Consider the following 11,399-nt stretch of genomic DNA (forward strand, 5'->3'; position numbering starts at 1 on the left):
ATTGGACCCGAGACGAGCTGAAATAAAATTAATCTATAAAGGCGTGAATATCTCTCGGGATATCGCGCCTTTTTTGTCTTCCCTGACCTATACCGACAACGGGAACGGCAACGCCGACGATTTAAGCATTACGCTTGATGACCGGGACAACAAGTGGCGGGGGGCTTGGATACCCAAAAAGGGTGACGATATCAAAGTAGAAATCGTTTATCACAATTGGCTGAAGCCTAATACCAAGAATGTCGTCAAATGCGGCACATTTGAGGTAGATGGACTATCGTTCAAAGGGCCGCCGGATGAGTTGACCATACAGGCGCTTTCATACCCCGGAAATTCCAGCATCAAAGGTGAGCGGCGAACAAAGTCATGGGAAAAGGTCACGCTGAAGCAGATTGCCTCCCGGATCGCAGCCGCAGCCGGTTACAAATTGATGTTTAGTACCGATGACATCAGCTATGACCGGCTGGACCAGACGGAAGAAACGGATTTATCGTTTCTCTCATCCACTTGTGACAAAGAAGGGCTGAGCTTAAAAATAACCAACAAAACGCTTGTCGTCTTTGATGATCGGTATTTCGAGTCTCAGAAGGCTGTGGCCACAATTAAGCGCGGCTCCGGGAATATCATCTCATATTCTTTTGATTTGCAAACCATTGGCTCCACTTACGCGTCGTGCCAAGTGTCGTACACGACAACGACAAAAAAGAAGAAGCGGACAATTAAAGGGACATTCCACGCGCCGGGAATTAAAGGGCCGGTGCTTAAAATAAATGAGCGTGTTGCATCCGAAGCGGAAGCGATCCGGAAAGCACGCAACGCATTGCGCAACAAAAACAAAGAAGCACAGCGGGGCAGTATCACGCTAATGGGCGATTATAGATTAGCTCAAGGAGTGACTGTTAACGTGGCTGGCTTCGGCGGCTTCGATGGTAAATATTACGTGGAGTCAGCCAAGCATACAGCGGGTGGCGGAAACGCCACAACGCAAATTGAGCTGCGAAAGGTGTTGGGATACTAATGGGATTAGTTCAAAATGTGATTCGAGTTGGCTTCGTCTCATCAGTTGATACGGGGCAGCAGATGATACGTGCAACGTTCCCGGACCGTGACGACCAAGTGTCGGACTGGCTACAACTTGTTATCCCTCCAATCGAAGGGGCGTCAATAAAAATGCCGGCTGTAGGCGAGCAGGTGCTTTGCCTGTTCCTCGGAAACGGATTGGAAACAGGCTTCTGGCTTGGAACGGTAGGTGATGATTGATGATAGGTAGTTTTGGTAAGTTGATTTTTTTAGCATCAGCTAAGAAGATTCGCACATTTGACAATTTCAAACGCTCCACAACCGCAAGATGGGCGCTGCACGATATTCACCTCCATACGCCGAAATCTGAATTTCTCGGCCCCGGACAAACGGAAATCTCCTTTACAATGCGGTTTGATGTTCGTTATCTGATGAATCCACGCAAGGAACTGTCCAGTCTGATGCTCATGTGTGACAGGGGGACGGTCGAAAGTTTAATCATAGGTGGAAGGCCGTTAAGTACAAATAAATGGTATATAGAGTCTGTTGGGGAGACCTGGGACTATTTTGACGGGCAAGGGCGGCTGCTTGTGGGTGGAGCCGACGTGACAATGAAAGAATACGCATAGGGGGGGGAGGACATTGGAATATACAGCAACGACAAAGCAGAAAGGCATCATTTTCGGAGCTACCGGGCTTGAAGCCATCCATCAGAATGTACGAACAATCATAACAACGATTCGTAACACGGTTCCGCTGGATCGCGGCTTTGGTCTTGATGCCAGTGGCCTTGACGCCCCGTCGCCGATCGCCCAGGCAAGGATGACAGAGGTAGTTTTTAATGCAATCAATGATTTTGAGCCCCGCGTCGAGGTTGTAAGCATCGAGTATGAGCAAGATAACGATGAGGGGCAATTGGTGCCTACAGTCAAATATACATTGCGGGAGGGGGTAGAGATTTGAATACGATTTATGATTTACCGCCGCTGCAGCTTGTTGATACGGATCCGGAAAAGATTAAAAACGAAGTGATTACGGTTTATGAAGCCATAGCCAAAACGAAGCTGTTTCCGGGCGATCCGGTACGGCTTTTTTTATATTCGATTTGCGACATGATCATACAACAACGGGTGCTGATCAATGACACCGCCTTGCAAAACCTGTTGCGCTATGCGAGAGGTCCGATACTGGACCATATCGGGGCATCCAGCTTCACGCCGCGCCTACAGGCGACGCCGGCCCTTACTACTCAGCGATTTCACCTTTCAGCACTACAAACGACCGTGAGGACAATCCCAGCCGGCACGAGAGTGAGCCCTGGTAACGACCTGTTTTTTGTTACATCTAAGGTGGCAGAGATACCTGTTGGCGTGCTGCATATCGATATACCGATAGAGTGCCTGGAGACCGGGATAATCGGTAATGGGTACTTGCCTGGACAAATCGACATCTTGGTTGATCCGCTGCCGTATATCGATCATGTAGAAAACATAACCGAAACATCAGGTGGCGCCAACACAGAGGAAGATGATCCGTATCGGGAGCGCATTTATATTTCGCCGGAGAAGTTTTCAACGGCGGGACCGGACGGCGCTTATGAGTATTGGGCTCGTTCCGCGCATCCCGGCATTGCGAACGTTAAGGTATGGTCGCCGTCTCCCGTTGAGGTCGAAGTCAGGGTGCTAATGAGGGACGGTGAGCTTCCATCGCAGGAAATCCTTGAGGCCGTATATGAGGCACTTAATGCAAGGGACCGGCGTCCGCTTACGGACAAGGTAACGGTATTGGCTCCAAACGTTGTCAATTACGATATCAATCTGACCTACTGGATCGATGCGGCAAATGCAACGGAGGCCACGCAGATACAAGCTGCCGTGCAGCAGGCCGTTAATGATTATGTTATCTGGGAGAAAACAAAGATCGGCAGGGATGTCATGCCATCCGAGCTGATCCGCCGCATCATGAATGCAGGAGCGCGGAGAGTTGCGGTATCATCGCCTACGTACACCGTGGTAGAGGATACGGACGTGGCCGTTGCGGATGAAATTACGGTCGATTACGGAGGGTTAGAGAATGATTGATATAGGTGCAGTCCGGCTTATCGATCTTGTACCGCCCAACCTTCGAGAAGATGAAAAGGTTCGCGCGGCGGCGGAATCGATTGACTTACAACTCCGCCGCGTGACCGAACTGATCCCGCAAGTGGCCATCATGTATAACATCGACACTTTGCCGGAAGCGTGGGTCGATGAACTGGCCTGGCAGCAGCATACCGACTTTTACAATCCCGAACTGCCATTAGAGCAAAAGCGTGAAATTGTAAATAACGCTCAGCGCTGGCATCGCATCAAGGGGACGCCGACCGCAGTAGAGGAATTAATTACGACTGTATTCGGCAGCGGGAGCGTCACAGAGTGGTATGAGTACGGAGGGCAGCCCGGATATTTCAAAGTAACGACATCAGATCCAGAAGCTACAACAACCAGAGCACAAGAGTTTCTTGCCGCGATTAATTCTGCTAAGAGGTTGAGCAGCTGGTTAGAGGCGATTGAAATTTCAAAGTATGACGACATGCCCCTTTATTTTGGCAATGCGATTCATAAAGCATCAATAATTACATGTGAGCAGGTGACGTAATGGGAGCACTCGGAGGATTTTATATAACGAACAAAGGCCGGGCTCTACAAGCTAAGGCTCAGATCGGCACACCTTTGCAATACACTCGCGTTGCAGTAGGGGATGGCAATCTCGGCAGTCAAAGTATTGCCGATTTGACAGGACTGATAAGCCCTAAAAAGACCCTTGAAATTACAGACCTAAAAACAAGGCCGGGCGGTCGGGCGGTTGTCAGCACAAAATTGACGAACCAAGGGATTTCAACCGGATTTTATTTGCGGGAGATGGGCTTATTTGCGAAAGATCCTGACGAAGGGGAAATCTTGTACTGTTATGCGAATGCGGGCGCAGGAGCAGAATATATCCCGCCTACGGGAGGACCAGATGTTGTTGAACAAATCTACAACATCAATACGATTGTGGGCAATGCAACAAATGTCAGTGCGATCATCGACGAATCGCTGGTCTTTGCTACAAAGGAAGATCTGAACGAACACCGCACTAAAGCGGTACTAGACCACCCTGACGGCAGCGTAATCGACTCCAAGATTGGCGATCGCACGATCAGCGACACTGCGGCGCCAACAAGTGACAAAGGCAAGCTTTCAACATTGCTCGGCTGGCTGGCCAACATGATCAAGTCAATTACAGGAGAGTCGTCCTGGCGCACGCTGCCGGCCATGACGATCAAGGAGATAAAGACGGTACTTACGGACGTCTCCGACAATTTAGACGCACACAAAAGCTTCACCAGTGTTCACGGAGCGACAGCAGCCGCAACAGCTAACCGTATGCCTATCCGAGATGCTAACGGACAGTTTAAAGTAGGCGCTCCGATCGATCCGGATCATGTTGCTCGCAAGGATACGGTTGATAATGCGGTAACGGATGGCATGGCACGTCAGGCGATCATTAATGGGAATTTTGATATATGGCAGCGTGGTGTCAGATTCATATTGAGTGAAGCCATGGGAGCTTACACCGCGGATCGTTTTTACTTCATGGCTCACGCTGATGGCGGGACGTTGCCAGCGATCACCCATACACGCGAAGAGTCATCACCTGTGGCAAATAGTCGATATTTCTACCGCCTTGGTTGGGATGGACCCGGATCAAATTTAGGTCAAAATGTATATCATTCTCTTAATCAGCACATTGAAAATGGCATCCGATATTTATCAGCAAGAGATAAAAATACACAAGTCACGGTAAGCTTTTTTGCTAGGACTAACATACCTAATAAGCGTATCGGGGTGTTTTTACAGCAATCTTATGGTACAGGTGGATCGCCGTCCGCGCCAAATACTATACGCGGGCAAAATTTCACGCTTACATCCAATTGGGTAAGGTACTCAGTTACTTTTAATCAAGGTCCATATGACGGCAAAATTTTCGGTAGTAATGGTGATGACCGTTTACGCATTGCTCTTCAAGTTGCTTGGGGCACGTCGAATGCGGCAGACGTTGGTGCAACAACACAAGAAGGGTTTGGCGGACCAGGACAGGTGGACATTATTCAAGTTCAAGTCAGCGCAGGTGAAGCTGCTCTACCATTTCAGCCGCGGACGTTTGCGGAAGAACTGGCAATGTGTCAGCGGTATTATGAGAAAAGTTATGATGTAGAGGTTAGGCCGGGAACAAGTACACTAAAAGGAGAAACTATTGGAACAGGGATAGCTGATAGTAATGGCGTTGCCGATTTTGGTTTCCAGTTTGCTGTAAGGAAAAGAGTAGCTCCGACGATTACGTATTATGCCGAAGCAGGTACGGTAAACACTGTGGGTAGTTTTATAGATGGTTCTACATTCCAACTTGTTTCTGTAGAGAACGGAAACTATCCATTTCAAAATTCTAGAGGTTCTGGCGTGAGAAGAACCGGTTTATCCCCCGGACAGGCAGCCTCTTATTATTTTCATTGGACGGCTGATGCTGAGCTATGATGGAGGTGAACGACATGGGAGGATATCAACACTATGTACGGACTGATACAAACGGCATCGTCATATACGGCTATACAACCGGGTTTGAGCTGCCGGACGTAGATGACATTTTGCTGCCGAATGAATCTGACCGGCATTTCTGCTATCAGCTCTACAACGATCGCGGCCAGTATCGCTATAAGATTGTTCAAGGCAAAATGGTGGAACGATCTCAGGCAGAACTTGATGCAGAATGGAATGCAAGACCGCCCGTACCAAAGACGCCTGAGCAGCAGCGGATTGAAGCCCTGGAAGAAGAATCGACTGTGGCAATGTTAGGATTAGCGGAAGTTTACGAGCAAAAGGAAACCGAGGTTACTAATGCATTGTTGGCGACAGCCGAGTTATACGAATTGCTTTTGGATCAGCAAGCAACAATCGAGCAAATGCAAGCCGAAATAGATCAATTAAAGGTAGCAGCCAATGGTGTTTAATCTCATCATTCGGCTGCTTTTGTTTTTCTTGAGAGGAGGTGAAAACACTATGGTCACTGTATACGTTACGTTGATTGTCAAAGGCGCTAAAAAATATGAGCAAGTACCAGCCAACCTGCAGCCGGCTGTTAAAGCTGAGCTGGCTGTCATGGATCTGGATACTGACGGCAAGCCGCTGGCTGCTTAATAATTGATTTATGGCTCCGCACATTGCGGGGCCTTTTATATTGTTGGGGGTGGATCATGGATACAGCTACTATTACCGCTATCATATCCGTTGCCGCGGCGATCTCTGGCATCGTGCTGGGCTGGCTTGGCCGGTCCCGCACAGTCCGACAGGATACGGCCCAGGATGCGGGCCGGGATGCTAGGCTGCAGTCGGACATGGAGTATATCAAGCATGGTATAGAGGAAATACGAATTGAGCAGCGCGTACAGGGTCAAAGGTTTGACGCGCTGGCAGAACGCGTTACAAGGGCGGAAGAATCAGTCAAGCAGGCTCACAAGCGCCTTGATCGGCTGGAGCACGGCCAATAAAACAAAGGAGGGCTTTTATTATGGATTTTGTATTACCGGATTATATCGATGCAAGGTTGATGGGGATTGTACTTGTATGCATGTCAGTGGGGTTAATGGTTAAACAAACGCCGCGCGTTCCGGACTATTTAATTGTTTATATCGTTACTGCCGTCGCGATCGTATTGTCAGGATTAAGCATCGGTTGGAGCGCTAACTCGGTTGTACAGGGCATCTTGTGCGGTTCCTTCTCCGTTTATGGACACCAGGTCGTCAAACAGATCAGAAAGAGGGAAAGCGAATGATTACCCTCTCAGAAGTCAAAGCAAAGTCGTCCAAGCGGCTTGAAGGGCTGAATAAGGTCGTTAAAGCGGCAACCGAGCAGTTGATCGAACGATCTTTCGCCGCGGGCGTGCCGATCCTGATTGCGCAGGGATACCGATCTATCGCGGAGCAAGACGCACTCTATGCGCAAGGTCGAACAAAGCCGGGAAGCATTGTCACAAATGCGCGCGGCGGATACAGCAATCATAATTTCGGCCTAGCTGTCGATTTCGCACTGCTGCTGCCAGACGGAAAGAATGTATCTTGGACGGTTAATAACGACTGGATGACTGTCGTGGGGATTGCGAAGCAGCTCGGCTTTGCATGGGGCGGGGATTGGACATCGTTTAAGGATTATCCGCACTTTGAGATGTTGTTCGGGCTGACGACGGTTCAGCTTCGTGCTGGTCAGCGGCCTACCGCCGCACAGGAAGCTGCTGCGATGGCTCGTATAAAACCGAGCGACAATGTAAATGAGAAGGAGGACGACAAATTGGAACTATCAAAGTATCAGCGTGAAACGCTGGTCAAGGCTCTGCAGGGCATGCTGGATCGTAAAGTGATTAGCGATAAGGCGTGGGTGGACAAGGCCGAGAAAGGCACGCTAACGGCGTCTGAGCTTCTGTGGCTTAATACAATTCTGATTGCAAATAAATAAAACAAAGCCCCGCTGGCGTGTGCTGGCGGGGCTTTTTCTTTTTGTTCATAAAAAAATCCTCTTGAACGCAAACGCATGTTTGTGTATATAATAAGATCAAACGTTCGCACGGAGGGATATTGATGAACAAACTTACACCAGGAAGCAATATGTTTTGGGAGAGCAGCCGCATGATACTTCCAGAGCATAAACAGGCAATGAACAAGCACCGGGACGACTTAAAGAAGCGCAGACAGCCTCAACTGGATAGTCAAGAGGTTGAAGACATTGTGTACAAGATAGGCGAGTCGATGGAGTGTAAGTCAGAGATAACAGTCACACTTTTTGATGAGTACGAGGATGAGCAAATAACGGGGTATGTCGTCAGGGTGGATGAGCGCCGCGGCAAGATACTGCTGCAGGCTGAATCCGGAGATGAGTGGATCGATTTTAAGCGAATAGTAAACATTGAGTCTCGGATGTGATCCGGGGATTTTTTATTCTTCTCCTTCCACATATCGCCAGATCCCAATTAATAGAGTAAAATGGTTGCAACTCGATAATTCGTGGAAGGGGAAAAGGTAATGCTGAAAAGATTGTTGTCAATGGTTCTATTCATCGTGGTAATGGCTGGATGTAGCAGCGGCGGCGGAGATGCATTCACAAAAGATGACATGTGCATTGTCAAGGTGGATGATGAACAGGCCAAAGTGTGTTATGGAATGGATCGGGCAGAGGTCGAGAAGGTGTTGGGAGAAGGGGAGAAGTCGGTCTCCGCTAATTTATTTACATATGATCAAGGAGCTAATATTTGGTATAGAGGTGATATGGCCGCTGGGATTTCTTTAGATAAAGATTCAAAGGGAGTATATAAGGCTATACGTGGTGCAGAGTCTGGAATGCTGAAAGAAGATATTAAAAGGCTGTATGGAAAAAAACATGCAGTTGAATTAACAAATAAGAATTTAGACTATGCTTTTAATGAAAATGAGAAAAAGTTCCTGAGCGAATCTGATTTAAAAAGTTTTCAAAAACCAGAAGAGATGGAGCACACATATCAATTTTCAGCGATGTTTGATGAAGATGGGTATGCAGAAAGCATCATGTTGTTGGACCGTAAAATGGCAATGAACTTAGAATAAACTTAAAGCTCCCAACTAATTAAAAGGCTGGGAGCTTTAAGTTTATCCATATTGCTTCATCTTCATAAATAGCAGCGCCTGCGATAATCCCTTCCCCACATTCCCCACAAGATACCCACAAAAAACGTGTCAAACCTTGTTTTTCGTCGTCCGTCGATGTCCAACGAAAAAATCCAGAAACCCGCGCCGTTACTGATAATTTTCCATTATCGTCCGTGACTGTCCATCACGTAAATATTCGCACGATAAATATTGCTATGAGCGAATTGAGATGGCGCTGCATGATCGGGATATCGTGCGGACAATGGCCTGCGGCATCGCCGGATTGTCTGTCGTAGCGGACAGCTTGAGCGCAATCCGTTATGCGAAGGTTCGTCCGATTCGCAATGAGCAGGGGATAGCGGTCGATTTTGAGATCGAGGGAGAATATCCGCAGTACGGCAACAATGACGATCGCGTTGACATGCTGGCGGTTGATCTGGCGGAAGGATTTATGCACAAGCTGCGCAAGCACAAGCCATATCGGAATGCGATACCGACCATGTCGATCCTTACCATTACTTCGAATGTGGTATATGGCAAAAAGACAGGCAGCACGCCTGACGGGCGCAAAGCGGGCGAGCCGTTCGCACCGGGAGCCAATCCGATGCATGGCCGCGACCGCAAAGGGGCGCTCGCTTCGCTGACGTCTGTCGCCAAGCTTCCATATGAGCACAGCCTTGACGGCATCTCGAATACGTTCTCGATCATTCCGAGAGCGCTCGGCAAAGAACCGGACGACCGTTACAACAATTTGTCAGCGATGCTCGACGGCTATACGCAAAGCGGCGGACATCATCTTAATGTTAATGTCTTTGATCGCCAGCAGCTGCTCGATGCTATGGAGCATCCGGAAAAATATCCACAGTTGACGATCCGCGTATCCGGATATGCAGTTAATTTTATTAAATTGACGAGGGAGCAGCAGTTGGACGTCATTAATCGGACCTTCCACGGCTCGATTTAAGGCAAGTGCAGCCGTCTTGCTGCGAGAATGGGGGGAGCGTGACCCGATGAAAGGCAGAATTCATTCTATAGAAACATTCGGTACCGTCGACGGGCCGGGTATCCGCTTCGTACTGTTTATGCAGGGATGCGCCTTGCAATGTCAGTATTGCCATAATCCGGATACATGGGATACAAGTACTGGCCGTCATATGACGGTAGAGGACGTGCTGGCAGAGATCGAGCCTTACTTGCCTTATTACCGCAATTCAGGCGGAGGAATTACAGTAACGGGCGGTGAGCCGACCTTGCAGGCTCCCTTTGTCGCTCAATTATTTGCAGCCTGCAAGGAACGCTTTGGACTGCACACCGCGATCGACAGCTCGGGGTTTTGCGAGCCGGAGCATGCAGCCCAGCTCTTGTCATATACGGATCTCGTCTTGCTGGATCTCAAGATAATCGACCGTGACAAGCATCAGCGGCTTACAAGTCAGCCCAACGACCGCATTCTCCGCTTTGCCCAGCTGCTTCAGCGTCTGAATAAGCCGACATGGATCCGCCATGTGCTTGTACCGGGGGTGACCGATGATGCGGCTGACCTGCAGCAGCTCGGCGCGATGATTGGCCGTATGGACAATGTTGTAAAATTCGAACTGCTTCCTTATCATCGAATGGGCGTATATAAATGGCAGCAGCTCGGCCGCTCTTATCCGCTTGAGGGTGTACCCGCTCCTACAGAGGAGCAGGTGATGCGGGCGGGACAAATTATCTCGGCGGCGCAAAAGGCCGGCTCCTTGTCACAGATGTGACAAAGATCACACGGGAATCGGGGACTTCACAGAAGAAAGTTCAGTGAAGTCCCCGATACCTTTTTTTGCCGTTGAAAGGTAGTATATAAATAGGAAGATTACGGAATGGAAGCGGGGATGAATAATGTCGGCTGTGCCAGATCGGGCGGAAGGTCTTGTGCCAGTATTATCGCAGGAAAGCTTTGAAAAGCTGGAGAGCATTATGTATACGCGCAATATGGAGAAAGGAAGCTATTTGTTCTGGGAAGGTGATTCTGCAGACAAATTGTATTATATCATCGAGGGCCGGGTACGGACGACCAAGGCTTCGGATAATGGCCGGACGCTGACGATGTATTTGCATCAGCATGGCGATTTGATCGGGCAAATGGACCCTTTCCAGGAATCGACGCATAGCTTTAGTGCGGAAATGACAGAAGATGGCAAGGTAGGTGTTATCCAAAGAAAAGATTTGGAAGTTCTCCTGTGGCAGCATGGCGATCTGGCTGTTGAGTTTATGAAATGGATGGGCTTAATGCATCGTCTAACCCAGACGAAATTCCGGGATTTAATGATGTTCGGCAAGACAGGCGCACTATGCTCGCTGCTTATCCGTCTCAGCAATTCGTATGGCATTACCCACGAGAACGGAAATATTCACATCGATCTGAAGGTCAATAATACGGAGATGGCCGATATGATCGGCGCTACGCGGGAAAGCGTGAACCGGATGCTGAGCGATCTGAAAAAGGATGAGGTCGTTGAATTTGAAAACGGCCATATTGTTATTAAGAATGTACAATATCTGCGCGATGTATGCCATTGTGAAAATTGCCCCAAAGAAGTTTGCCGGATGTAAAATAGTAAATCAAAAAAGACTCCACGAGCCTTGCCTCGTGCCAAGCGGCAGCAGTAATTGCGCCTGGCATGGGAAAGGATGGCCGCGGAGTCTTTTTGGG

At 48.8% G+C, this 11,399-nt stretch carries 16 protein-coding genes and 1 pseudogene; all 17 read left to right on the top strand.

Features of this window, described 5'->3' with window-relative positions; all coding sequences use genetic code 11:
- Position 1: 1 nt before the first annotated feature.
- The 17 genes and pseudogenes from ACFQ0N_RS01840 to ACFQ0N_RS01920 all read left to right on the top strand — a co-directional run bounded on the left by ACFQ0N_RS01840 (position 2) and on the right by ACFQ0N_RS01920 (position 11,299).
- Positions 2-1,018, top strand: coding sequence for a phage late control D family protein (locus ACFQ0N_RS01840; protein WP_379322637.1), 1,017 nt, complete (start codon positions 2-4; stop codon positions 1,016-1,018).
- Positions 1,018-1,260 (top strand): phage baseplate assembly protein V, encoded by a 243-nt coding sequence (locus ACFQ0N_RS01845; protein ID WP_379322638.1) that lies wholly within the window; start codon positions 1,018-1,020, stop codon positions 1,258-1,260. Before ACFQ0N_RS01840 ends, ACFQ0N_RS01845 begins: the two co-directional genes overlap by 1 nt.
- A complete protein-coding gene (locus ACFQ0N_RS01850) occupies positions 1,260-1,649 on the top strand; it encodes a phage tail protein (RefSeq protein ID WP_379322639.1) in 390 nt (129 codons plus the stop codon). Before ACFQ0N_RS01845 ends, ACFQ0N_RS01850 begins: the two co-directional genes overlap by 1 nt.
- Positions 1,650-1,662: 13 nt before the next feature.
- Positions 1,663-1,983 carry a GPW/gp25 family protein gene (locus ACFQ0N_RS01855; RefSeq protein ID WP_379322640.1) on the top strand — a complete coding sequence of 107 codons (321 nt, stop codon included), beginning with the start codon at positions 1,663-1,665 and terminating at the stop codon, positions 1,981-1,983.
- The gene (locus ACFQ0N_RS01860) at positions 1,980-3,101 is read left to right on the top strand and encodes a baseplate assembly protein (RefSeq protein ID WP_379322641.1); all 1,122 of its coding nucleotides are present in this window, start codon (positions 1,980-1,982) and stop codon (positions 3,099-3,101) included. Before ACFQ0N_RS01855 ends, ACFQ0N_RS01860 begins: the two co-directional genes overlap by 4 nt.
- Positions 3,094-3,657 (top strand): phage tail protein I, encoded by a 564-nt coding sequence (locus tag ACFQ0N_RS01865; RefSeq protein WP_379322642.1) that lies wholly within the window; start codon positions 3,094-3,096, stop codon positions 3,655-3,657. Before ACFQ0N_RS01860 ends, ACFQ0N_RS01865 begins: the two co-directional genes overlap by 8 nt.
- Positions 3,657-5,576, top strand: a complete 1,920-nt coding sequence (locus ACFQ0N_RS01870) for a phage tail-collar fiber domain-containing protein (RefSeq protein ID WP_379322643.1) — start codon at positions 3,657-3,659, stop codon at positions 5,574-5,576. The genes ACFQ0N_RS01865 and ACFQ0N_RS01870 overlap by 1 nt, the downstream gene beginning before the upstream one ends.
- A 14-nt stretch (positions 5,577-5,590) precedes the next feature.
- Positions 5,591-6,049 carry a hypothetical protein gene (locus tag ACFQ0N_RS01875; protein WP_379322644.1) on the top strand — a complete coding sequence of 153 codons (459 nt, stop codon included), beginning with the start codon at positions 5,591-5,593 and terminating at the stop codon, positions 6,047-6,049.
- Between the two features lie 49 nt (positions 6,050-6,098).
- Positions 6,099-6,236: a CD1375 family protein gene (locus tag ACFQ0N_RS01880; RefSeq protein WP_379322645.1), complete on the top strand. Its 138-nt coding sequence runs from the start codon at positions 6,099-6,101 to the stop codon at positions 6,234-6,236.
- Between the two features lie 56 nt (positions 6,237-6,292).
- On the top strand, positions 6,293-6,586 hold the full coding sequence (locus tag ACFQ0N_RS01885; RefSeq protein ID WP_379322646.1) for a hypothetical protein: 294 nt from the start codon (positions 6,293-6,295) through the stop codon (positions 6,584-6,586).
- Positions 6,587-6,606: 20 nt separating this feature from the next.
- The gene (locus tag ACFQ0N_RS01890) at positions 6,607-6,870 is read left to right on the top strand and encodes a phage holin family protein (protein WP_379322647.1); all 264 of its coding nucleotides are present in this window, start codon (positions 6,607-6,609) and stop codon (positions 6,868-6,870) included.
- Positions 6,867-7,547, top strand: a complete 681-nt coding sequence (locus ACFQ0N_RS01895; RefSeq protein WP_379322648.1) for a M15 family metallopeptidase — start codon at positions 6,867-6,869, stop codon at positions 7,545-7,547. Before ACFQ0N_RS01890 ends, ACFQ0N_RS01895 begins: the two co-directional genes overlap by 4 nt.
- Before the next feature lie 122 nt (positions 7,548-7,669).
- Positions 7,670-8,011 carry a YolD-like family protein gene (locus ACFQ0N_RS01900; RefSeq protein ID WP_379322649.1) on the top strand — a complete coding sequence of 114 codons (342 nt, stop codon included), beginning with the start codon at positions 7,670-7,672 and terminating at the stop codon, positions 8,009-8,011.
- Between the two features lie 99 nt (positions 8,012-8,110).
- Entirely contained in the window at positions 8,111-8,668 is a 558-nt protein-coding gene (locus ACFQ0N_RS01905; RefSeq protein WP_379322650.1) for a hypothetical protein, read from the top strand.
- Between the two features lie 235 nt (positions 8,669-8,903).
- Positions 8,904-9,674, top strand: a pseudogene (locus ACFQ0N_RS01910) (pyruvate formate lyase family protein); the annotation flags it as partial.
- Between the two features lie 46 nt (positions 9,675-9,720).
- Complete coding sequence (pflA, locus tag ACFQ0N_RS01915; protein WP_379322651.1) at positions 9,721-10,461, top strand: pyruvate formate-lyase-activating protein; 741 nt, start codon at positions 9,721-9,723, stop codon at positions 10,459-10,461.
- A gap of 124 nt (positions 10,462-10,585) precedes the next feature.
- Positions 10,586-11,299, top strand: coding sequence for a Crp/Fnr family transcriptional regulator (locus ACFQ0N_RS01920; protein ID WP_379322652.1), 714 nt, complete (start codon positions 10,586-10,588; stop codon positions 11,297-11,299).
- Positions 11,300-11,399: the final 100 nt, after the last annotated feature.

This window comes from Paenibacillus sp. GCM10027626 (assembly GCF_042676285.1).
Classification (GTDB): Bacteria; Bacillota; Bacilli; order Paenibacillales; family Paenibacillaceae; genus Paenibacillus_Z.

Coding starts and splice junctions, on each gene's coding strand:
- ACFQ0N_RS01845 (WP_379322638.1), top strand. CDS start 1,018: ATGGGATTAGTTCAAAATGTGATTCGAGTTGGCTTCGTCTCATCAGTT.
- ACFQ0N_RS01850 (WP_379322639.1), top strand. CDS start 1,260: ATGATAGGTAGTTTTGGTAAGTTGATTTTTTTAGCATCAGCTAAGAAG.
- ACFQ0N_RS01865 (WP_379322642.1), top strand. CDS start 3,094: ATGATTGATATAGGTGCAGTCCGGCTTATCGATCTTGTACCGCCCAAC.
- ACFQ0N_RS01870 (WP_379322643.1), top strand. CDS start 3,657: ATGGGAGCACTCGGAGGATTTTATATAACGAACAAAGGCCGGGCTCTA.
- ACFQ0N_RS01875 (WP_379322644.1), top strand. CDS start 5,591: ATGGGAGGATATCAACACTATGTACGGACTGATACAAACGGCATCGTC.
- ACFQ0N_RS01880 (WP_379322645.1), top strand. CDS start 6,099: ATGGTCACTGTATACGTTACGTTGATTGTCAAAGGCGCTAAAAAATAT.
- ACFQ0N_RS01885 (WP_379322646.1), top strand. CDS start 6,293: ATGGATACAGCTACTATTACCGCTATCATATCCGTTGCCGCGGCGATC.
- ACFQ0N_RS01890 (WP_379322647.1), top strand. CDS start 6,607: ATGGATTTTGTATTACCGGATTATATCGATGCAAGGTTGATGGGGATT.
- ACFQ0N_RS01895 (WP_379322648.1), top strand. CDS start 6,867: ATGATTACCCTCTCAGAAGTCAAAGCAAAGTCGTCCAAGCGGCTTGAA.
- ACFQ0N_RS01900 (WP_379322649.1), top strand. CDS start 7,670: ATGAACAAACTTACACCAGGAAGCAATATGTTTTGGGAGAGCAGCCGC.
- ACFQ0N_RS01905 (WP_379322650.1), top strand. CDS start 8,111: ATGCTGAAAAGATTGTTGTCAATGGTTCTATTCATCGTGGTAATGGCT.
- pflA (WP_379322651.1), top strand. CDS start 9,721: ATGAAAGGCAGAATTCATTCTATAGAAACATTCGGTACCGTCGACGGG.
- ACFQ0N_RS01920 (WP_379322652.1), top strand. CDS start 10,586: ATGTCGGCTGTGCCAGATCGGGCGGAAGGTCTTGTGCCAGTATTATCG.